The sequence below is a fragment of the Quatrionicoccus australiensis genome, from assembly GCF_020510525.1.
In the GTDB taxonomy this organism is placed as follows: domain Bacteria; phylum Pseudomonadota; class Gammaproteobacteria; order Burkholderiales; family Rhodocyclaceae; genus Azonexus; species Azonexus australiensis_B.
Map to the genome: position 1 here is coordinate 1134794 of NZ_CP075188.1, position 21690 is coordinate 1156483.

Consider the following 21690-nt stretch of genomic DNA (forward strand, 5'->3'; position numbering starts at 1 on the left):
ATCCTTGTTAGTTCCGGTGGGTCGCCGGCTTTTTGGCCACGGGCGATTTCTTGGCGCGCAGCGGCAGCAGCGCGGCGGGGTCGGGCAGTTCGATGCCGAAGGTCTTGAGGCCGGTGACGATGACTTCCTGCGTCAGGCCCAGGGCCCAGCCGGCAGCGACAGCGGCCAGCACATTGGCAATGGTGTGCGGATCCTTCTGCTTGCCGATGACCGGGGCATCGCCCAGGCGGCAAAGACGAATCTCGTCCTGGCCGCTGGCCATGATGATGCGGCCCTCGGCGACATAGACCGTGCGGCCGTTGCCGGCGCGGTGCGTGACCAGAGCCGGGGTGGCCGGATCGGCGGCGTAGAAGATCACTTCGCCGTCGCACAGCTCGGCAAAGTCGGCGACCAGCTCGTCGGCGCCATTGAGCACGGCATGGCCGCTGGGCAGCACGACATCAACCTGGGTGCGGTAGATCGAACGGTGCGTCGTGTAGTACTCGCCGCCCGTGGGCTGGACATCCCAGCGTGACAGGTCTTCGTCGGCCGGCACGATGTCGGTGATGACACCGACCGAGCAGCGGTCGTAGGGCAGGCCTTCGCCGAGGATGACTTCGGCGCCGTTCTCGATGACGGCAGCTTCAACCGAGCGGTTGAGCAGCAGGCGACGGCCGCCTTCCCAGTTGGCTGCATTGCTCTTCTGGACCTGGCGACGGCCGAGGAATATGCCGTCGCTGCAGGCCAGGCCGGCCTTCTGACCGGACAGGTAGAGGAAGTGGGCGATCAGCTTGGCGACGGCCGTCTTGCCGTGCGTGCCGGTCACGCCGACCAGCGGTACGCGGCCACCGACGTTGGGGCCAAACAGGTTGTCGACGATGGCCTGGCCAACCGGACGCGGCTTGCCGATGCCCGGTTTTATGTGCATCAGCAGGCTGGGGCCGGCGTTGACTTCAACGATGGCGCCGCCCTGTTCGCCGAGCGGCTTGGCGATGTCCTTGCAGACGAGGTCGATGCCGGCAATGTCGAGACCGACGATACGGGCGGCGAGGGCGGCAGTACGGGCCGTTTCCGGGTGGACGTCGTCGGTGCAGTCAAAGGCGTGGTTGGCGTTGCGCTGGATCAGTACTTCGCGCCCGGCGGCCGGTACGCTGTCGGCGTTCAGGCCCTGGCGTTCGAGTTCCATGCGGGCCGCGGTGTCGATGCGGATGATCGAGAGCGGATGCAGTTCGGTCGTGCCGCGGCGCGGATCAACGTTGATCTGGCTGTCGATCAGTTCCTGCACGGTCGACTTGCCGTCGCCGTTGATTGTGATCAGGTCGCTGCGATTGGCGGCGACCAGTTTGCCGCCGACCACCAGCAGGCGGTGTTCGATGCCCTGGATGGAGCGCTCGACGAGCACGCCGGAGCCTTCTTCGACGGCGATGGCGTAGGCCTTGGCAACCTCTTCCTTGCTGGTCAGGTCGATGAAGACGCCGCGCCCGTGGTTGCCGTCGGTCGGCTTGACGACGACCGGTACGCCGATGTCTTCGGCGGCTTCCCAGGCATCTTCGGCGCTGCTGACTTCGCGGCCTTCCGGGATGGCGACGCCGCAGGAGGAGAGCAGGGTCTTGGTAAGGTCCTTGTCGCGCGAGATGGTCTCGGCAATGGCGCTGGTCTGGTCGGTTTCGGCCGTCCAGATGCGGCGCATCGCGGCGCCGTAGCCGAGTTGCACCAGGTTGCCGTCGTCGAGCAGGCGGATCGCCGGAATGCTGCGCGCTTCGGCGGCATTGACGATGGCTGCGGTTGACGGGCCGAGATACTTGCGGTCGACGCGGCGGCGCATGGTGCTGGTCGCTTCGGCCATGTCGAAGGGCGTGTCATTGACGGCAGCGAGGATGAGCTTGATGCCGAGTTCGAGGGCGAGGCGGGTGCAGTCTTCCTGGAAGTTGCTGATCGCCAGCTTGTAGACGCCGCGCTCGGTGGTTTCGCGGGTGCGCCCGAAGCCGTCGGGCAAGCCGCCCAGCGTCATCAGTTCGAGAGAAACGTGCTCGAGCACGTGGCCGATCCAGGTACCTTCGTCGAGGCGGCGCAGGAAGCCGCCGCGTTCGTCGTAGTTGCAGCGATGTTCGATCAGCGACGGCAGCCAGGCCTTGAGGCGGTCCACGAAACCGGGCAGCTTGTTGGACGGGTAGTCCTCGAATTCGCCAATGTCGATCCAGGCTTCGAGGGCCGGGGGATAGGTCCAGATGCTCGGACCGCGCAGGGAAATGATGTCCCGGATGATGATGTCTTTTTTCTTCATGATTCCTTCGCCCGGCTCCGTTTCACGGTCAAGATTGTTATTGGGGCAGATGGTGATTATTAACGCTTTCGAGGGGCGATGGATTACCCGTGACAAAAAAATGTCACAACCCGGTACGCCCGGTTACAGGAAGCGGTCGAGCAATTTGCGGCTTTGCCGGTCGAGCACGGTCAGGTCGCGGACCAGAAACTGGATGCCGTTGCTGTCGGCAATCAGCAGACAGGTCTGCGACAGGCGGCGGATATCTTCTTCGCCCTTGAGGACGAGCGCCGTTGCGCCGCGGTTGGTACCTACCTGCCAGGTGCTCGGACAGGCGAAGCTCGACACCTCGGTGATCTGCGTGATCTCCGGGACGAATTCGCGGCTGGCCAGTTCTTCTTCAAGCAACTGGCCGATCGCCGGCGGCAGGTCGGCGATGTTGTCCACCCAGGCCACTTCGTGCCCTTCGTAATTGATTAGCGACAGGCCTTCGTCGGGGGCGGCGATGGGGAAGGCGCGGACCGGCGTGATGCCTTCGTGGCGTTCGCCATTTTCGCCGGTCAGGATGAGTCGACCGTAAGCGTCGCGTTCGAGCTGGAAATTGGGGTTCGACATGATGACTTTCAGGCCGTGACGGTTTTCGGAAGATCGGGGGAGCGCGGCAGTTCCTGTTCGGTATCGACGTTGCGCGCCTGGGCCTGGTAGAGCTTGTAGTAATGCCCTTCGAGTTCCATCAACTGGTCGTGATTGCCGATTTCGACGATGCGGCCGCGATCCATGACGACCAGACGGTCAGCCTTCCTGAGCGTGGACAGGCGGTGCGCGATGGCGATTGTGGTACGGCCACGCACCAGGTTGTCGAGCGCCTTCTGGATTTCCTTCTCGGTTTCGGTGTCGACCGCCGAGGTCGCTTCGTCGAGGATCAGGATGCGCGGGTCGATCAACAGGGCGCGCGCGATCGAGATGCGCTGGCGTTCGCCGCCGGACAGGCCCTGGCCGCGTTCGCCGACCAGCGAGTCGTATCCGTGCGGCAGGCGCAGGATGAACTCGTGGGCGTGCGCGGCGCGGGCGGCGGCGATGATTTCCTGGCGCGTTGCCTGCGGCTTGCCGTAGGCGATGTTCTCGGCGATGGTGCCGAAGAAGAGGAAGGGCTCCTGCAACACCAGGCCGATGTGCTGGCGGAATTCCTCGACCGGCACGGAGCGGACATCGACGCCGTCGATCAGCACCTGGCCTTCGGAGACGTCGTAGAAGCGGCAGATCAGGTTGACCAGCGTGCTCTTGCCCGAGCCGGAGTGGCCGACCAGGCCGATCATTTCGCCGGGCTGGATGACCAGATCGACGTCGCGCGTCACCGCACGTGTGCCGTAGCGGAAGCTGGCCTTCTTCAGTTCGAGCTGGCCGGTGACCTTGCTCAGGTGGATCGGGTTGGTCGGTTCCGGCACGCTGGAGACGTGGTCGAGAATTTCGAAAATGCGCTTGGTGCTCGACGCGGCGCGCTGGGTCGCGGAGACGATGCGGCTCATCGAGTCGAGACGGGTGTAGAAGCGGCCGATGTAGGCGAGGAAGGCGGTGAGCACGCCGACCGTGCTGGCACCCTTGGAAATCTGCCAGATGCCGAAGACCCAGACGACGAGCAGGCCGACTTCGGTGAGCAGGGTCACGGTCGGGGTGAACAAGGACCAGGTCTTGTTCAGCTTGTCGTTCATCTGCAGGTTGTGCTCGTTGGCGGCGCGGAAGCGGGCGCCTTCGCGCTTTTCCTGGGCAAAGGCCTTGACGACGCGGATGCCGGGGATGGTATCGGCCAGCACGTTGGTCACTTCGGCCCAGACGCGGTCGATTTTCTCGAAGCCGGTGCGCAGCTTTTCGCGCACGAAATGGATCAGCCAGCCGATGATCGGCAGCGGCAGCAGTGTGACCAGCGCCAGCCACGGGTTGATCGAGAACAGGATGACGGCGGTCATCGTGATCATCAGCACGTCGGTGGCGAAGTTGAGCAGGTCGAGCGACAGGAAGATGTTGATGCGGTCGGTTTCGTTGCCGATACGTGCCATCAGGTCGCCGGTGCGCTTGCCGCCGAAGTATTCGAGCGACAGGCCGAGCAGGTGGTCGTAGGTCTGCGTGCGCAGGTCGCGGCCCATGCGTTCGGAAACCAGCGACAGGATGTAGGTGCGGATCCAGCCCAGGCCCCAGGCCAGCACGGCGGCGCCGAGCAGGCCGCCGAGATACATGAGCACCAGCGGCCAGTCGATCGGCTTGCCGTTCTGGAAAGGGATCAGCACGTTGTCCATCAGCGGCATGGTCAGGTAGGGCGGCACCAGCTGCGCCGCGGTCGACGCGAGCGTGAGCAGGAAACCGGTCAGCAACTGCCAGCGGTAGGGGCGGGCGAAGCGCCACAGGCGGAACAGCGTCCAGGTCGATGGCGGAACGGCGGTTTCGCGATTGCAGTTCGGACATTCGTCGTCGCCCGGCTCGAGCGGTGCCTTGCATTTCGGGCAGACGTCTTCCGGCGGGCGTTCGACCGGCTGGCTGGAGACGATGCTTTGCAGATGCAGCTCGAACTCGGCGATGACGCGCAGGGCGGCCAGGTTGTGGGCCAGCGTGTAGCGCCAGCAGGCCTGGCGGCCATGGGTATCGAGCAGTTCGAGCGTGCCGACGCCGGCATGGTCGACATGGTTCAGGCTGAGGCCGGCTTGTAGCGGCCAGGTTCGCCAGTTGCTCTCGCCCGGCGCCAGCGCCAGCAGGCGGCGGTCAGTGATGACGACCAGGCCGCGGGCGAACTGCAGACGGGCATCGAGATCGATTTCAAGCCAGGCCTGGGGGTTTTCGCCGGCGCTCAGTTGCGCTTCGACTTCAGCCGCCCAGTGAGCGGGGAGCACCGGCTCGTTGCCGGCGGTGTTTTGTGCAATGGCAGTCATCGGGCGAGTATATCGCAAGGCTGGGGGTAGCCGCCTAACGCCCGGCCGGCAGGACGGTTGACCGGAGCCGGTCGCCGGGCGCGTCCGGCTCGGCTAGAATTGCCCTCTTTTTCCGGGTTGACCGCTGCGCGCCGTGTCCAGAATCGTTTTCTTCAACAAGCCTTACGGTGTGCTCAGCCAGTTTACGCCGGAGGGCAAATGGCGTTCGCTGGCTGAATTCATCAGTCTCAAGGATGTTTACGTCGCCGGCCGCCTCGATGCCGACAGTGAAGGCCTGCTCATCCTGACCGACGACGGCAAGTTGCAGGCGCGCATTGCCGATCCGAAGCACAAGCTGGAAAAAACCTACTGGGCGCAGGTCGAGGGCGAGCCGCAGGAAAGCGATCTGGAACGCCTGCGCGCCGGCATCAAGCTTTCCGACTTCACGGCACAACCGGCCAAGGTTCGCCTGATCGACGAACCAGCCGGGCTGTGGCAGCGCGACCCGCCGATCCGCTTTCGCCAGGCGATTCCGACCCGCTGGCTGGAAATCCGCATTGCCGAAGGCAAGAATCGCCAGGTCAGGCGAATGACAGCGGCCATCGGCTATCCTACGCTGCGTCTGATCCGCGCCGCGATCGGTGGGGTTGGCCTGGCCGGTCTGTCGCTTGGCCAGTTGCGTGTCATCGAAGGCTCTCTCAAGGATTTGCAAGGAACATTCCATGAATAAGAACGTATTTGCCGCCTTTTTCGGCCTGCTGCTCAGCGGCGCGGCGCTGGCGCAGACGGCCATGCCGGTCGTCGAACTGACCGCCGGCTTTCACCGCATCGAGGCCGAAGTCGCCGCGACCGACCAGAACCGGCAGACCGGTCTGATGCAGCGCAAGTCGATGCCGGCGCAGCGCGGCATGCTGTTCGTCTTCCCGCAGCCGAACGCCTATTGCATGTGGATGCGCAATACGCTGATCCCGTTGTCGGTGGCCTTTCTCGATGCCGAGGGCAAGATCATCAATATCGAGGACATGCAGCCGCAGACCGAAGACAACCATTGCGCCAAGAAGATGGCCAGTTACGCGCTGGAAATGAATCTCGGCTGGTTCGCCCAGCGCGGCCTCAAGGCCGGCACCCGCCTCAATGGCATCGAAAAGGCACCGCGGGGGCAGTAATGCGCAGCAATCGCTGGCAGTCCGGCCTGGGCCGGGCGGCCGTTTCGCCTTCCCTGGCTTCCTGGTTGAGCGAGCCGACTTCGTTGACAGCGCGCTGTCAGCGCCTGAGCACGGGCTTTCGCGTGCGCCTGCTCGCCTACGGGCGCGGCCGGCCGCTTGCCGATGAAGGGTTGATTTTCGATCAGGGCCGCCAGCCGGCCTGGGTGCGCGAAGTGGCGCTCGAATGCGACGGCGTGCCGGTGATTTTTGCCCATACCACGTTGTCGACCGCTGGCCGCGGCCGCCTGAGCCGCTGGCTGGCGCGTCTGGGTAGTCGTTCGCTCGGTTCGCTGCTCTTTGCGCATCCCGGCTTTCGCCGTGGTGATATCGAGTTTCGCCGCCTCGACAGCCGGCATCCGCTCTATCGCCGGGCCGCGGCGCTCGCTGCCTGCGGCCCCCATCTCTGGGCGCGTCGCTCGCTGCATCGCCTGGGCGGGCAGCAGGTGGTGGTCACCGAGGTCTTTTTGCCGGCGATCGAACGCCTGGGCTGAACGCCGCTCAGGCGGATTGTTTGGCGTTTCGCTCGCGCACGACCGGGCGCATGAACTTGACCGAGAACTGCCAGCCTTCCGGCGTTGCCTTGAGAACCAGGGTTTTGGAATGGTCGCCGTCTTCGAAGGCCGGTTCGCCGTGCAGTTCGATGGCGCCGATGCCCTTGATGACGCAGGCGCCGGGCAGGGTGACGAAGGCCGATTCGGCAGCGACCAGCACGAACTGGCCGCTCTTCGACTCCGAGCAGGCCAGGCCTTTCGGTACGCCGGCCGGATTTTCCTTCCAGCTTTGCCGCAGTTTTTCCAGGCCGTGCAGCAGTTCGTCGGTGGTCTGGGCGGCGAGACTGAGCTCGCAGGATTTTGCCTGGGCCATGCGCGTGCTCCCGGTTTAAGCGGCGGCCGCCGCTTTGGCGGCTTCCAGTTCGAGATGACAGGGCGCGAGCAGCAGGTGCGCCAGGTGCTCCGGGTCGTTCGAGTGCATGTGTTCGGCAAAGGCGGTCAGGCGCGGGTCGGCGGCTTCAGTGAGGCTGGCGATCAGGGCACGGGCGGCTTCGCGCGGGTTCGGGCCGGGCTGGTAGGCCGGCCAGTCCTTGTAGTGCGACAGCAACTCGGCGCGGTGATCGAGATAGAGCGGGCTGCTGCAGGTGTAATCGAGTTCGGCCTGGCGGGCGGCGATTTCGGCATCGATTTCAGCGTCGGTGTTCTTGTAGTGAGCTTTCTCGGCCTCGGTCCAGTGCGGCTTTTCGCCGTGTTTCTCGCGCAGCGTCGCGAAGGTGCTGTTGAGCACGATCTGCGAATGCGTGCCGGCATCGCGGAAGATATGGACCAGATCCTTGCCGTGTCCTTCGGTGCCGACGTAGCGCATGCCGGCCGTGACCCGGCGCGGGTTGAAGGCGAACTGACGGGCGCAGGCGGCGCGCAGGACATCGAAAAGGGCGTTGATTTTGGCGGGATTCACGGCGGACCTGCTTTCGCTCGAAGGTGGCGGCCGGAACGGCCGATCGGTGCGGTGCACGATACGCTTCTTGCTCGGCCAGCGGTCGACGGCTGTTTTTTGCCGATTTTCACAATCCGGGCCGGCAATGAAAAAAGCCCTGCGGACGGTGCCGCAGGGCTTCTCTGGTTCAGGCCCGGATGCGCCTGAATCCGGCGTTTAGCCGGTGAAGTTGCTTTCGGCGAAAGCCCAGTTCACCAGGCTGGCGAGGTAGGTTTCGACGAACTTCGGACGGGCGTTGCGGTAGTCGATGTAGTAGGCGTGTTCCCAGACGTCAACGCAGAGCAGGGCCTTGTCGCCGGTGGTCAGCGGGGTGCCGGCGGCGCCCATGTTGACGATGTCGACGGAACCGTCGGCCTTCTTGACCAGCCAGGTCCAGCCGGAACCAAAGTTGCCGACAGCCGAGGTCTGGAAGGCGGTCTTGAATGCATCCAGCGAACCCCACTTGGCGTTGATCGCGTCAGCCAGGGCGCCCTTCGGAGCGCCGCCGCCGTTCGGGGTCAGACAGTTCCAGAAGAAGGTATGGTTCCAGACCTGGGCTGCGTTGTTGTACACGCCGCCAGCCGGAGCCTTCTTGACGATGGCTTCGAGGTCGAGGTTTTCGTATTCGGTGCCCTTGATCAGGTTGTTCAGGTTGGTGACATAGGCCTGATGATGCTTCGCGTAGTGATAGTCAAAGGTCTCGGCCGACATGTGCGGGGCCAGGGCATCCTTGGCGAAAGGCAGCTGGGGCAGTTGATGTTCCATTGGTATTCTCCGTTATGTTCAAGGGGTAAAACAAAATTCTAGTCAGCTTCGGGTGTGGCCACAACCTGATTGACGGTGACGTCGGCCGAGCCCCGGGCGAAGCTGAGTTTGAGTGCGTCGCCACGCGCAATCTGTGCGGCATCGCGCACGGCACGCCCGTCGGGGCCGATGGCCAAGGCATAACCGCGGGCCAGCACCGCTTGCGGGTCCAGCTGTACTAGACCGCTGCTTAACGCATTAAGTTTCCCGGTCTGTTGAGAAATTTTCCAGAGCGCCTGGCTATGCAGCCGGTAATGCAGATGCACGAGCTGTTCGCCGAGCTTGCCCGGCTGTGGTCGGGCGGCTTTATGGCGCTGGCCGAGGACGGCGAGGCGCAGTTGCTGGCTGGCAGTCTGGCGCAACATCGCCTGGTGCAGACGGCGGCCGAGCTCGGTCGCGTCCTGGCGGCGCTGTTCGATGCGCGCCGCGGGGTGGATCAGGCGGCTGGCCAGCCAGTCGATCTTTTGCTGCTGGTCGGCCAGGGTGCGTTCCATGCGCCGTTCGAGATGGCGCTGCAGTTCGGTGAGGCGGGCGAGCAGGGCGTTACGGTCGGGACTGAGCAGCTCGGCCGCGGCGGTCGGCGTCGGGGCGCGCTGGTCGGCGGCAAAGTCGGCAATTGTGAAATCGGTTTCGTGGCCAACCCCGGCGACGACCGGGATGGCGGAGGCGCGTATGGCACGCGCCACGCATTCCTCGTTGAAGGCCCAGAGATCCTCGATGCTGCCACCGCCGCGACAGAGAATGAGCGCGTCACAAGCGCTGTCGCCGGCCGCCATGATCGCGGCGGCAATTTTTTCGCCGGCGCCTTCGCCCTGGACCGGCGTCGGAAAAAGGCTGATCCGGATATGCGGCGCACGCCGGTGCAAGGTGCTCAGCACATCGCGCAGCGCCGCGGCCTGCGGGCTGGTGACGATGGCCAGGTGGCGCGGAAAGGTCGGCAGCGGCCGTTTGGCTGCGCTGGCGAACAGGCCTTCGGCTTCGAGTTGTGCCTTGAGGCGCAGGAAGCGTTCGAACAGGTCGCCCTGGCCGGCGCGGCGGATGGCTTCGACATTGAGCTGGAATTCGCCGCGCGGTTCGTAGAAGGAAACCAGCGCGCGTGCCTCGATCTTCTGGCCGTTTTCCAGACGCCAGCCGAGCAGTTGCGCCCGGCTGCGCCACATCACGCAGCGCACCTGGGCGGCGGCATCCTTGAGCGAGAAATAGACGTGGCCGGAGGCGGCGTAGGTCAGGTTGGAAATCTCGCCGCCGACCCAGGTCAGCGGGAATTTCGCTTCAAGACATTCGCGGACCAGGCGGTTCAGGCCGGAAACCGTGAGTGTGGAAGAGGGGGCGGTGGTGGTGACTTCACGCATCCGGCGATTGTAACCCGTCGATTTTTGTTGCGGGCTTTGCTTGACAGGTTGGATTTTATTTAACCCGTTGATTTTTATCAATTTAAATAATGTGCCTTGTTTTTTGGCAGAGCAGGAAAAAGCCTTTGCCGGAGTGGGTTTAGCGCAACTGGCCACAATTCATTCACAGACTTATCCACAGATTTTGGGGATAAGCGCGGCCGCGCCTGATTTTTAGGGCTTGCCCCGCCGGAAGGGGAGAGGCAAAATCCACGGTTAATTTTCCAGCGAGGAATTCCCACGTGTTTGCGATCGTTCAGGCTGCCGGTTGGCCCATCTGGCCGTTGTTGCTGGCCTCCATCATTTCCGTTGCGCTGATCATCGAGCGTCTGGTTGCCCTGCGTCGTTCCAAGGTTGTCCCGGCCGGCCTGCTGCAGCGTGCGGTCGGCGAGTTCAAGCGCGGTGCCAACAACGACAAGCTGCTTGAGGACCTTGAAAAGCATTCGCCGCTCGGACGCGTTTTGTCGGCCGGCCTGCGCAACGTCAATGCGTCGCGCGAAATCATGAAGGAATCGATCGAGGAAGCCGGCGGCGCCGTGGCGCACGAGCTCAACCGCTACCTGACGACGCTCGGCACGATTGCCTCGATCAGCCCGCTGATGGGTCTGTTTGGCACCGTGGTCGGGATGATCGAGATTTTCGGTTCGCAGTCGCCGAGCGGCTCGAATCCGCAGCAACTGGCGCATGGCATCTCGATTGCCCTGTACAACACCGGTTTCGGCCTGGTCATCGCGATGCCGAGCATGATCTTCTGGCGCCATTTCCGCGCCCAGGTCGATGGCTTCGTGGTCGAGATGGAACAGCAGGCCGTGCGTCTCGTCGAGTACATGCACGGCGACCGGAAGTAAGCAATGAACTTTCAGCGCGGACGCAGCCGGGAAGAGCCGGAAATCAACCTGATTCCGATGATCGACGTCTTGCTGGTCATCATCATTTTCCTGATGTTGACGACGACTTACGCCAAGTTCTCCGGCCTAGAAATCAATTTGCCGACGGCCGATGCCAGCAAGCAGGCCGAGCAGCCCAACGAGATCGATGTCGCGGTGACGGCGAGCGGCCAGATCCTGGTCAACAAGTCGCCCTTGCCCGGCGGTGACGTCAAGAGCATTGCCGATGCCCTGCAGCGTGCGGCCGGTACCCGGACCGATCCGCTGATCGTCATCAACGCCGATGCCAAGGCGACGCACCAGAGCGTCATCGATGTCATGCAGGCGGCGCAGTCGGCGGGCTATCCGCACATTTCCTTCGCGACGCAAGCGCCACGCTGATGGCGCGCTGGTTGCAGCGGCAGTGGTTCGAGCAACGCCGGCTTTCGCCGGCGTTGTGGCTTTTGCTGCCGCTCCTGCTGCCCTTGTGCGGGCTGTTTGTCCTGCTCGCCAAGCTCAAGCGCCGCCGCACGCAGCCGCTGCGCCTGCCGGTGCCGGTCGTCGTGGTCGGCAACATCACCGTCGGCGGTGCAGGCAAGACGCCGCTGACGCTGTGGCTGGCCCGGGCGCTGCAGGAGCGCGGCTGGCAGCCGGGTATCGTCAGCCGTGGCTATGGGGGTCAAAATTCGGCGCCGCGCGCGGTACTGGCCGACGCCTCACCGGTCGACGTCGGTGACGAGCCGATTTTGCTCGCCCGGCGCAGCGGCGTGCCGGTCTGGGTCGGGCGCGACCGGGCGGCGGCCGGGCTGGCCTTGCTGGCGGCGCACCCGGAAGTGAACCTGATTCTTTGCGACGACGGCCTGCAGCATTACCGTCTGGCGCGCGATGTCGAACTCGCCGTCTTTGACGGACGCGGTGCCGGCAACGGCTGGCGCTTGCCGCTCGGGCCGCTGCGCGAACCGCTGGCACGGCTCGATTCGGTCGATGCCGTGATCTGCAACGGCATGCCGGATGAACGTCTGCCGGCCACCGTGCCGTCCTTTGCAATGTGTTTGCAGCCCGGCGATTTCTATCGTCTCGATGATTTTGCCCGTTTCTGTACGGTCGACCGTCTGCGCGGGCAGAAATTGCACGCGCTGGCCGGGATCGGCGATCCGGGGCGCTTTTTCCGGACCCTGCAGGCATTGGGTTTGGTGTTCGAAGCGCATCCCTTTCCCGATCATCATGCCTACGTGGCGGCCGATCTGGCCTTCGCCAAAGACGGCATCCTGCTGATGACCGAGAAGGATGCAGTAAAATGCGCCGGATTGACGCCCGGCGAAACCTGGGTTTTGCCCGTCGCGGCCGAGCTTGCGCCGGCCCTAACTGAACTTATTCTGGAGAAACTTCGTGGACGCCAGGCTGCTTGATATCCTCGTCTGCCCGATTTGCAAGGGCAATCTCGAACACCGCAAAGCCGAAAAGGAACTGGTCTGCAAACCCTGCAAGCTGGCTTTCCCGATCCGCGACGACATCCCGATCATGCTCGAGGATGAAGCCCGGCAACTGCCCACGGAGGGTTGAACATGGCCCACACTGCATTCAAGGTGGTGATTCCAGCCCGCTACGCCTCGACGCGTCTGCCGGGCAAGCCGCTGCTCGATCTCGGCGGCAAGCCGATGGTTGTGCGCGTGGGCGAACGGGCGCGCCTGTCGGGGGCGGATGAGATCTGGGTGGCGACCGATCACCCGGAAGTGCGTGCTGCGGCCGAAGCGCATGAATTCGCCGCGCTGATGACGCGCAGCGACCACGCCACCGGCACCGATCGCCTGGCCGAAGTCGTGCAGCAGCGCGGCTGGAGCCGCGACACCATCATCGTCAATGTGCAGGGCGACGAGCCGTTGATCGAGCCGGACATCATCGCCCGGACGGCGCGCCAGCTGGCGATCAGCGGTGCCGACATCGCGACGGTGGCGCATCCGATCGCCGAGGCAGGCGATTTCTTCAATCCCAATGTGGTCAAGGTAGTCTGTCGCGCCGATGGCGATGCCGCTTATTTCTCGCGGGCGCCGATTCCCTATGCGCGCGATCACTTTGCGCGTGAAAACGGCGGCGAAACCTTGCCGGCGGACTTTCCGGCCTATCGCCACGTGGGTCTTTATGCCTATCGCGCGAGCTTTTTGCAGGCTTACGCCGGGTTGACCGTTGCGCCGACCGAGCAGTTCGAGTCGCTCGAGCAATTGCGTGCCCTTTGGCATGGTTACCGGATCAGCGTTTTGCTGGTCGATGCGGCGCCGGCACCGGGTGTCGACACGCCCGAAGATGCAGAGCGGATGCGCAAATTGTTTGACCGGGCCGGCAATAGCGAGTAATTTTTCGCCTTTAGAGAACGGCAGCCAGACAAGCCGATAAAAAGAACGAATTAACATTTTTGAACCGAGGGACACTCCATGAAATTGATTCTGTTGGGCGCACCTGGCGCCGGTAAGGGTACGCAAGCCAAATTCATCTCCGAGAAATTTGGCATTCCCCAGATTTCCACCGGCGACATGCTGCGCGCCCAGGTAAAAGCGGGCACTGCCCTCGGTCTGGAAGCCAAAAAACACATGGACGCCGGCGGTCTCGTACCGGACGCCGTCATCATCGGCATGGTCAAGGATCGTTTGACCCAGGACGACTGCAAGGGCGGTTACCTGTTCGACGGCTTCCCGCGCACCATTCCCCAGGCCGATGCCATGAAGGATGCCGGCGTTGTGCTCGACGTCGTGCTCGAAATCGACGTGCCGGACAGCGATATCGTCGAACGCATGGCCGGTCGCCGTGCTCACCTGGCTTCGGGCCGTACCTACCACGTCAAGTTCAATCCGCCGAAGGTTGAAGGCAAGGACGACGTGACTGGTGAGGACCTCGTCCAGCGTGACGACGACAAGGAAGAAACCGTCAAGAAGCGTCTCGAGATCTATCACTCGCAGACCAAGCCGCTGGTTGATTTCTATACCAAGTGGGCTGCAACCGGCGATGCCAAGGCACCGAAGGTTGCCAAGGTGGCCGGGGTGGGCTCGGTCGACACGATTACCAAGAGCGTTTTTGACGCACTGAAATAAGGGACGAAGATGACGGTTAAAAACGCCTTCTACGCGCAGTCAGGGGGCGTAACAGCCGTCATCAACTCAACGGCGTGCGGCCTGATCCAGGAAGCACGCCGCCATCCCGACAGGATCGGGAAGGTTTATGCCGGTCGTGACGGAATCATCGGTGCCCTGACCGAAGACCTGATCGATACCAGCCTCGAAACCGACGAGGCCATCGCCCGCCTGCGGCACACGCCGGGCGGCGCTTTCGGTTCCTGCCGCTACAAACTGAAAAGCCTGGAAGACCATCGCGCCCAGTATGAGCGCCTGATCGAGGTGTTCAAGGCGCACGACATCGGCTACTTCTTCTACAACGGCGGCAACGACTCCATGGATACTGCGTGGAAGGTCTCGCAGATCGCCGAGAAGCTGGGCTATCCGGTCGTTTGCGTTGGTGTGCCAAAGACTGTCGATAACGATCTGCCGCTGACCGACTGCTGTCCGGGCTTCGGTTCGGTTGCCAAGTATGTCGCGACCTCGATCCGCGAAGCCGGTTATGACGTCGCCTCGATGGCGCGGACGTCCACGAAGATTTTCGTTCTCGAAGTCATGGGGCGCCACGCCGGCTGGATTACCGCCGCTTGCGGCCTGGCTTCGGAAAATGCCGGCGAGCCGCCGCACATCCTGCTCTTCCCGGAAGTGCCGTTTGATCCCGAGCGTTTCCTGGCGCGCGTTCAGGAATGCGTCGAGCAATATGGCTATTGCACGGTCGCCGTCTCGGAAGGTTTGTCCGATGCTTCCGGCAAGCTGATCGCCGATTCCGATACCAAGGATGCTTTCGGGCATTCGCAACTGGGCGGTGTCGGTCAGGTAGTTGCACAACTGATCAAGGACAAGCTTGGCCACAAGTATCACTGGGCGCTTGCCGATTATCTGCAGCGCTCGGCCCGCCACCTGGCTTCGCGTACCGATATCGAACAGGCGCATGCGCTCGGTGTCGCAGCGGTCAACCTTGCTTTGCAGGGCAAAAATGCCGTCATGGCGACCGTCGACCGTCTGGCCGACAAGCCCTATCGCTGGCAGATCGGCGAAGCGCCGCTCAAGGACGTCGCCAACGTCGAGCGCAAGATGCCGGCCGAGTTCATTACCGCCGATGGCTTCCATATCACCGATGCGTGCCGCACCTACCTGCAGCCGCTGATCGAAGGTGAGGAGCCGCCACCGTATCGCAATGGCTTGCCGGACTACGTCCGCTTGCAGAATGTCTCCATCGGGAAAAAGCTGGGGGCGTTCAAGATCTGATTTTTTGTTGACCATGAAGAGGGGGGAGTAATGTCTAATGCGTTGTTGTTGGCGCTTGCCTGCGCCGTATTGGCTGTCCTGTATGGCTGGATTTCCAGCCGACAGATCCTCGCGTTGCCTGCCGGCAACGAGCGTATGCAAGAAATCGCCAAGGCGATCCAGCAGGGGGCCGAGGCTTACCTGAACCGACAGTACAAGACCATTGCGATGGTCGGTATCGTGCTCTTCGTGGTGATTGGCGTTATTCCCAAACTCGGTTGGCTCACCGCTTTCGGCTTCTTGATTGGTGCCGTACTGTCCGGTGCCGCCGGCTTCATCGGCATGAATGTCTCGGTGCGCGCCAATGTGCGTACCGCGGAGGCGGCGCGCGGCGGGATTGCCAAGGCGCTTGATGTCGCCTTCAAGGGCGGTGCCATTACCGGCATGCTGGTGGTCGGTCTCGGCCTGCTCGGCGTGGCTGGCTACTTCGCCTTCCTGAAATCGGTCAATGCGCCGGATGCCGAATTGAGTCATGTCATCGAGCCGCTGGTCGGCCTGGCCTTTGGTTCCTCGCTGATCTCCATCTTCGCCCGTCTCGGTGGTGGCATCTTCACCAAGGGCGCTGACGTCGGTGCTGACCTGGTGGGCAAGGTCGAAGCCGGTATTCCTGAAGATGATCCGCGCAATCCGGCGGTGATTGCCGACAACGTCGGTGACAACGTCGGTGACTGCGCCGGCATGGCGGCCGACCTGTTCGAAACCTACGCCGTGACCGTGGTTGCCACCATGGTGCTGGCCGCGCTGACGATCAAGGCGACGCCGGGGCTGGGCGAAAACCTTCTGCTCTACCCGTTGGCCCTCGGTGGCGTCTCGATCATCGCTTCGATCATCGGCTGCTATTTCGTCAAGGCGACCGAAGGCGGCAAGATCATGGCAGCCTTGTATCGTGGCCTGACGGTTGCTGGCGTGCTGGCGCTGGTCGCCTACTATCCGGTGACTTCCTGGTTGATCGGGGCCGGCGCCGTGCTGCCGGATGGTTCGACGATCAATACCATGACCATGTTCGGTTGTTCGCTCGTCGGCTTGCTCCTGACGGCTGCGCTGGTCTGGATTACCGAGTATTACACCGGTACCGAATACGGGCCGGTCAAGCATGTTGCCGAAGCCTCGACGACCGGACACGGGACCAACATCATCGCCGGTCTGGGCGTTTCGATGAAGTCGACGGCCTGGCCGGTGCTTTCGGTCTGTGCCTCGATCTACGCCGCCTATGCCATGGGCGGGCTGTTCGGTATTGCCATCGCCGCTACCTCCATGCTGTCGATGGCCGGTATCGTCGTGGCGCTTGATGCCTACGGCCCGATTACCGACAACGCCGGTGGTATCGCCGAAATGGCCGGGCTGCCGAAAGAAGTGCGCGATGTCACCGATCCGCTCGATGCCGTGGGCAATACCACCAAGGCGGTGACCAAGGGCTATGCCATCGGTTCCGCCGGTCTGGCTGCCCTGGTGCTGTTCGCCGACTACACGCATGCGCTCGGTCTGGACAAAACCACGGGCCTGCCCTTCACCTTCGATCTGTCGAACCACATGGTGATCATCGGTCTGATCATCGGCGGTCTGATTCCCTACCTGTTTGGCGCGATGGCCATGGAAGCGGTGGGGCGTTCAGCCGGGGCTGTGGTTGTCGAAGTGCGTCGCCAGTTCAAGGAAATTCCCGGCATCATGGAAGGCACGGCCAAGCCTGACTATTCCAAAGCCGTCGATATGCTTACTGTGGCGGCGATCAAGGAAATGATGATCCCGTCCATTCTGCCGGTCGCCGTGCCTGTATTGGTTGGTTTGTTGCTCGGTCCGGTTGCTCTGGGTGGCCTGTTGGTCGGTACCATCGTCACTGGCCTGTTCGTGGCCATTTCGATGACGACGGGCGGTGGCGCCTGGGATAACGCCAAGAAATACATCGAAGATGGCCATTTTGGTGGAAAGGGCTCTGAAGCGCATAAAGCGGCAGTCACCGGTGACACGGTTGGCGATCCCTACAAGGATACAGCCGGTCCGGCCGTTAATCCGCTGATCAAGATTATCAATCTCGTGGCACTGCTGATTGTGCCGTTGATCGCCTGATAATTCGGTGTTGAGCGCAAAGGCGGCCTTTGCCGCCTTTTTTACATTAATTCAAGCTGAGTAAATTCGTCTAAGATAGAATCGAACGTCAAAATGCTGGGAAGGCCATGAGCGCGGATATCGAAGTTTCTTCAGAAGTTGGCAAGGCGGGTGTGCGGGAGGATCTTCTGCATCATGACCCGCTGCTGGATTGTCTGGTCGAGCTGACGCGCATTCATGGGCGGCCGAGTACCCGTGCCGCACTGATTTCCGGCCTGCCTCTGGAAAAGGGTTCGCTGACGCCCGGTTTGTTCGCACGCGCGGCGAGTCGTGCCGGTCTCTCTGCCAAGCTGGTCCGGCGACCGCTTGTCCGTATCGATCCGGCATTGTTGCCCGCTGTCTTGCTGAATCACAACGAAGAGGCTTGTGTTCTGCTGGGCTGGGACGAGTCCGGAGAGAACGCCCGTTTGCTCTTTCCTGAAACTGGCCAGGGTTCCGTCCAGATGTCGCGCGAGGCCCTCGAGGCTCGCTACACGGGCGTTGCGATTTTTGCCCGGCCGCATTTCCGCTTTGACAAACGTACGCCGCAGGTTGGTGACATCAAGCTGCGCCACTGGTTCTGGGGGGCGCTGGCTGAGCAGTGGCCGGTTTATCGCGATGTGCTTGGCGCGGCCTTGCTGATCAATGTGATGGCCCTGGCCATGCCGCTCTTCTCCATGAATGTGTATGACCGGGTGGTGCCCAATCGGGCGATGGAGACGCTCTGGGTGCTTGCACTCGGCGTCTTGCTGCTGATTGGTATTGATTTCATCTTGCGTCTGCTGCGCGGTCATTTCATCGATCTGGCCAGCGCGCGTATCGACATGCAATTGTCGGCGCAGATCATGGAGCGGGTGCTGGGAGTGCGTATGGAGGCACGACCGGCTGCGGTCGGGGCTTTTGCTTCCAACTTGCGCTCTTTTGAGACGGTACGTGATTTCATCGCTTCGGCAACGGTAACCGCATTCATCGATCTGCCATTTGCACTCATTTTCATTGTCGTGATCGCGATCATTGCCTGGCAGCTGGTGTTGCCGGTTCTTCTGGCAATCATCATGGTGGTGATCTACGCCTATATCCTGCAGCACAAGATGCATGCCTTGTCGGAAACGACTTACCGGGCCGGCGCCTTGCGTAATGCAACCCTGATCGAAAGTTTGTCGGCACTGGAAACCATCAAGACGCAAGGCGCCGAGAGCGTGATGCAGTCCAAGTGGGAAAAATCGGTGGCTTTCGTTTCCCGGGTAAACAACCAGATGCGCTTTCTTTCGGCTGCCGCGACCAACGGGGCTTCCGAAATCCAGCAGATGGTGAACATCGTTGTGATTATTGCCGGGGTTTACCTGATTGCTGACGGCAAACTCAGCATGGGCGGCCTGATTGCCTGCACGATGCTGGCTTCACGGGCTGTCGCCCCACTTGGGCAGATGGTCGGTTTGTTGATGCAATACCACAGTGCCAAGGTGTCGCTGACTTCGCTCGATCAGGTGATGAACAACCCGGTCGAACGACCGGCTGATGCCGCCTTCGTGCATCGTCCCGATCTGAAGGGCAATATCGAATTCCGTGATGTCGGGTTCAGTTACCCGAACTGTTCGATTGCTGCGTTGAAGGGATTCAGCTGCCGGATTACCTCCGGAGAAAAAGTCGTTGTTATCGGTCGGATAGGTTCCGGTAAAACGACTTTGCAGAAGTTGATACTGGGGCTTTATCAGCCGACCGCTGGTGCGGTGACCATTGATGGCGTTGATGTGCGTCAGCTCGATCCGGCCGATTTGCGGCGCAACATCGGTTATGTATCACAGGATGTGACTCTGCTTTATGGCACGCTGCGTGACAATATCGCGATTGGTGCCCCTTATGCTGACGATGCGGCAGTGATGGCGGCGGCGGATGCGGCCGGGCTGACCGATTTCGTCAATCGCCACCCCGATGGTTTTGACATGATGATCGGCGAGCGGGGTGATTCCCTTTCTGGCGGGCAGCGTCAGGGCGTGGCGATTGCCCGGGCCTTTCTGATGGATCCGCCAATTTTGCTGCTTGATGAGCCAACCAGCTCCATGGACTTTTCTTCCGAGCAGCAGTTCAAGCAGCGGCTGAAGGATGCGGCTGCCCACAAGACGGTGATTATCGTGACGCACCGCAACAGCTTGCTTGATCTGGCAACCCGCGTGATTGTCGTTGATGATGGGCGTGTGGTGGCGGATGGTCCGCGAGATCAGGTGATTCAGGCGCTGCAGAGCGGCCGGATCGGGAGGGCGGCATGAGTCGTCTGAAATTGATTTTAGGCAAACTGCATGCCTTGCTGGAGCGGGTGGCTGTCAGTAATGCGCCGCGCGTCGAAAAAATCCTGGGGCGCCTGCCCAATCGTGAGGATATCGAAGCCGTCGATTTTGCGACGGACGCAGATCTGGCGATGCTTCGTCAGGAGCCCCTGCGGGCCCGGGTTCTGTTGCGCTCGATTGGTATTGTTGCGGTGATCTTCCTTTTGTGGGCCGCGATTGCGCAACTTGATGAAGTGACGCGCGGTGATGGCAAGGTGATCCCTTCGCGGCAACTGCAGGTGTTGCAGAGTATCGATGGTGGTCTGGTTTCGGAAATTCTGGTCAAGGAAGGTGATGTGGTCCAGGCCAATCAACTACTGATCAAGATTGATGAAACCCGCTTCGCCTCATCGGTCAACGAGAATCGGGCGCAATATCTCAGTTTGCTTGCCAAGGCGGCGCGTCTGAAGGCGATGTCGGAGGGCAAGGCTTTCGTGCCGCCACCAGAAGTGATGAAGGAGTCGCCGGAGGTGGTTGAGCAGGAAATGCAGTATTACGAAGCGAAGCGCAGTGAGATGGGGGCGGCTATATCGATTGCGCGCCAGCAACTGTCACAGCGCCAGCAGGAGTTGAATGAAGCGCAGGCGCGACGGACCCAGGCCTCACAGGGCTATGACCTGACTTCGAAGGAGCTTACAGTCACCAAGCCGCTGATCAATTCGGGTGCTGTTTCGGAAGTCGAATTGCTGCGTCTGGAGCGTGATGTGTCCAGGTATCGTGGCGAGCGTGATCAGGCTTCGGCTCAGATTACCCGCGTTCAGGCGGCGATCAATGAAGCTCAGCGCAAGATCGAGGAGGTTGAATTGACCTTCCGCAACGATGCGGGCAAGGAGCTGTCGGAAATAACGGGCAAGCTGAACGGGCTGGCAGAAGGAAGTGTCGGTCTTTCCGATCGGGTCAAGCAGTCCTCGATTCGTTCGCCGGTCAAAGGAACGGTCAAGCGCCTGCTGGTGAATACCGTCGGTGGCGTGGTTCAGCCCGGCAAGGACATGATTGAAATCGTGCCGCTCGATGAGGCCTTGTTGCTTGAGGCGCGGGTAGTGCCACGCGATATTGCTTTTCTGAGGCCTGGTCAGCCAGCCATGGTTAAATTCACTGCCTATGACTTTTCTGTCTATGGCGGCCTTGAGGGAACCCTGGAGCATATCGGTGCGGATACGGTAACCGACGATAAAGGCAATGCCTTCTATATTGTTCGGGTGCGCACCAACAAGCCTGGTTTCGGTGATAGTAATTTGCCGATCATTCCCGGGATGGTGGCCGAGGTCGATATTCTGACGGGCAAGAAAAGTGTGCTGGCGTATCTCCTGAAACCGGTATTACGTGCCAAAAATGTGGCCATGACGGAGCGTTGATGCAACACTGGTTCATTGATACTGATATAAATCCTCTGCCTACGTGGCAGGAGGCGATGCCGAAAGCAAGGTTTCTGCGTCGAGATCAGCTTGCAGCCATTCCTGATGGGCGTCAGGGGGTTATCTGGTGTCGTCTGCGTTCAGGCGAGTCACTCGACTCTCTCGTGCAAAGCGTTTTTACCTGTGCCAACGGCAAACCGCTGATCCTCCTGTGCGACGAGCCGGAGGAGTGGTTAACCATGGAGGCCTTGTCCGCGGGGGCGGCAGGGTGTTGCAATACCAATGCGGCGCCCGAGGTGCTCAAGCAGGTGGCATTGGTTGTCAGTAACGGCGGACTCTGGGTTGGTCAGTCATTGTTGCAGCGCCTGGTTGGCAGTACCTCGCGTGCGCTGGGTGAGAAGGCAGAGCGGCCGCCGCGGGATGACTGGTCGACCCTGCTATCTGAACGGGAGACCCAGGTTGCACGTCTTGTTGCGGGTGGTGCAAGCAACAAGGAAATTGCCGGTCAACTCGCAATTACTGAAAGAACGGTCAAGGCGCACCTCACCGCTATTTTTGAAAAGCTGAGTCTGCGTGATCGCCTCCAGCTCTCGCTCAGGATTAATGGTCTGAGTCTCTGATTCAAGGTGGCGAGTTACGTCGCTGCCGTTGTTGAACTGTACTTTG

General features: G+C 61.8%; 21 protein-coding genes. 14 read left to right on the forward strand and 7 right to left on the reverse strand.

The window, feature by feature from the left end; translation table 11 throughout:
* Positions 1–7: 7 nt before the first annotated feature.
* From KI612_RS05560 to KI612_RS05570, 3 genes are all read right to left on the reverse strand, one after another.
* Positions 8–2263: a cyanophycin synthetase gene (locus tag KI612_RS05560; protein ID WP_226442828.1), complete on the reverse strand. Its 2256-nt coding sequence runs from the start codon at positions 2261–2263 to the stop codon at positions 8–10.
* Positions 2264–2386: 123 nt separating this feature from the next.
* Positions 2387–2857 carry a cyanophycin metabolism-associated DUF1854 family protein gene (locus KI612_RS05565; protein ID WP_226442829.1) on the reverse strand — a complete coding sequence of 157 codons (471 nt, stop codon included), beginning with the start codon at positions 2855–2857 and terminating at the stop codon, positions 2387–2389.
* Between the two features lie 8 nt (positions 2858–2865).
* Positions 2866–5160 (reverse strand): cyanophycin metabolism-associated ABC transporter, encoded by a 2295-nt coding sequence (locus tag KI612_RS05570; RefSeq protein ID WP_226442830.1) that lies wholly within the window; start codon positions 5158–5160, stop codon positions 2866–2868.
* 133 nt (positions 5161–5293) lie between these two features.
* Here KI612_RS05570 and KI612_RS05575 point away from each other — a divergent pair, with 133 nt between their 5' ends.
* Genes KI612_RS05575 through KI612_RS05585 form a run of 3 tightly spaced genes read left to right on the forward strand, consistent with a single transcriptional unit; the run spans position 5294 to position 6835 of the window.
* The gene (locus KI612_RS05575; protein WP_226442831.1) at positions 5294–5869 is read left to right on the forward strand and encodes a pseudouridine synthase; all 576 of its coding nucleotides are present in this window, start codon (positions 5294–5296) and stop codon (positions 5867–5869) included.
* Positions 5862–6305 carry a DUF192 domain-containing protein gene (locus tag KI612_RS05580; RefSeq protein ID WP_226442832.1) on the forward strand — a complete coding sequence of 148 codons (444 nt, stop codon included), beginning with the start codon at positions 5862–5864 and terminating at the stop codon, positions 6303–6305. The genes KI612_RS05575 and KI612_RS05580 overlap by 8 nt, the downstream gene beginning before the upstream one ends.
* Positions 6305–6835: a chorismate--pyruvate lyase family protein gene (locus KI612_RS05585; protein WP_226442833.1), complete on the forward strand. Its 531-nt coding sequence runs from the start codon at positions 6305–6307 to the stop codon at positions 6833–6835. The genes KI612_RS05580 and KI612_RS05585 overlap by 1 nt, the downstream gene beginning before the upstream one ends.
* A gap of 7 nt (positions 6836–6842) precedes the next feature.
* Here the strand turns inward: KI612_RS05585 and KI612_RS05590 are convergent, their stop codons facing one another.
* The 4 genes from KI612_RS05590 to xseA form a co-directional block, all read right to left on the reverse strand.
* The gene (locus tag KI612_RS05590; RefSeq protein ID WP_226442834.1) at positions 6843–7208 is read right to left on the reverse strand and encodes a hypothetical protein; all 366 of its coding nucleotides are present in this window, start codon (positions 7206–7208) and stop codon (positions 6843–6845) included.
* A 15-nt stretch (positions 7209–7223) separates the two neighbouring features.
* A complete protein-coding gene (locus tag KI612_RS05595; RefSeq protein WP_226442835.1) occupies positions 7224–7793 on the reverse strand; it encodes a hypothetical protein in 570 nt (189 codons plus the stop codon).
* A gap of 195 nt (positions 7794–7988) precedes the next feature.
* Positions 7989–8576, reverse strand: coding sequence for a superoxide dismutase (locus KI612_RS05600; RefSeq protein ID WP_226442836.1), 588 nt, complete (start codon positions 8574–8576; stop codon positions 7989–7991).
* A gap of 38 nt (positions 8577–8614) precedes the next feature.
* Positions 8615–9967 carry an exodeoxyribonuclease VII large subunit gene (gene xseA / locus KI612_RS05605; RefSeq protein ID WP_226442837.1) on the reverse strand — a complete coding sequence of 451 codons (1353 nt, stop codon included), beginning with the start codon at positions 9965–9967 and terminating at the stop codon, positions 8615–8617.
* Between the two features lie 281 nt (positions 9968–10248).
* Between xseA and KI612_RS05610 the strand changes: the two genes are divergently transcribed.
* From KI612_RS05610 to KI612_RS05660, 11 genes are all read left to right on the forward strand, one after another.
* Positions 10249–10854, forward strand: a complete 606-nt coding sequence (locus KI612_RS05610) for a MotA/TolQ/ExbB proton channel family protein (RefSeq protein WP_226442838.1) — start codon at positions 10249–10251, stop codon at positions 10852–10854.
* A 3-nt stretch (positions 10855–10857) separates the two neighbouring features.
* Complete coding sequence (locus tag KI612_RS05615; RefSeq protein ID WP_226442839.1) at positions 10858–11274, forward strand: ExbD/TolR family protein; 417 nt, start codon at positions 10858–10860, stop codon at positions 11272–11274.
* Positions 11274–12281, forward strand: a complete 1008-nt coding sequence (gene lpxK, locus KI612_RS05620) for a tetraacyldisaccharide 4'-kinase (RefSeq protein ID WP_319002991.1) — start codon at positions 11274–11276, stop codon at positions 12279–12281. The genes KI612_RS05615 and lpxK overlap by 1 nt, the downstream gene beginning before the upstream one ends.
* Complete coding sequence (locus tag KI612_RS05625) at positions 12262–12435, forward strand: Trm112 family protein (RefSeq protein ID WP_226442840.1); 174 nt, start codon at positions 12262–12264, stop codon at positions 12433–12435. Before lpxK ends, KI612_RS05625 begins: the two co-directional genes overlap by 20 nt.
* 2 nt (positions 12436–12437) lie before the next feature.
* Positions 12438–13223, forward strand: coding sequence for a 3-deoxy-manno-octulosonate cytidylyltransferase (gene kdsB / locus KI612_RS05630; RefSeq protein ID WP_226442841.1), 786 nt, complete (start codon positions 12438–12440; stop codon positions 13221–13223).
* A 78-nt stretch (positions 13224–13301) separates the two neighbouring features.
* The gene (gene adk, locus KI612_RS05635; RefSeq protein WP_226442842.1) at positions 13302–13955 is read left to right on the forward strand and encodes an adenylate kinase; all 654 of its coding nucleotides are present in this window, start codon (positions 13302–13304) and stop codon (positions 13953–13955) included.
* Positions 13956–13964: 9 nt separating this feature from the next.
* On the forward strand, positions 13965–15224 hold the full coding sequence (locus KI612_RS05640) for a 6-phosphofructokinase (RefSeq protein WP_226442843.1): 1260 nt from the start codon (positions 13965–13967) through the stop codon (positions 15222–15224).
* A gap of 30 nt (positions 15225–15254) precedes the next feature.
* Positions 15255–17327 carry a sodium-translocating pyrophosphatase gene (locus KI612_RS05645; RefSeq protein ID WP_226442844.1) on the forward strand — a complete coding sequence of 691 codons (2073 nt, stop codon included), beginning with the start codon at positions 15255–15257 and terminating at the stop codon, positions 17325–17327.
* Positions 17328–17434: 107 nt separating this feature from the next.
* The gene (locus KI612_RS05650) at positions 17435–19612 is read left to right on the forward strand and encodes a type I secretion system permease/ATPase (protein WP_226442845.1); all 2178 of its coding nucleotides are present in this window, start codon (positions 17435–17437) and stop codon (positions 19610–19612) included.
* Positions 19609–21024 (forward strand): HlyD family type I secretion periplasmic adaptor subunit, encoded by a 1416-nt coding sequence (locus KI612_RS05655; protein WP_226442846.1) that lies wholly within the window; start codon positions 19609–19611, stop codon positions 21022–21024. The genes KI612_RS05650 and KI612_RS05655 overlap by 4 nt, the downstream gene beginning before the upstream one ends.
* On the forward strand, positions 21024–21644 hold the full coding sequence (locus tag KI612_RS05660; RefSeq protein ID WP_226442847.1) for a response regulator transcription factor: 621 nt from the start codon (positions 21024–21026) through the stop codon (positions 21642–21644). Before KI612_RS05655 ends, KI612_RS05660 begins: the two co-directional genes overlap by 1 nt.
* Positions 21645–21690: the final 46 nt, after the last annotated feature.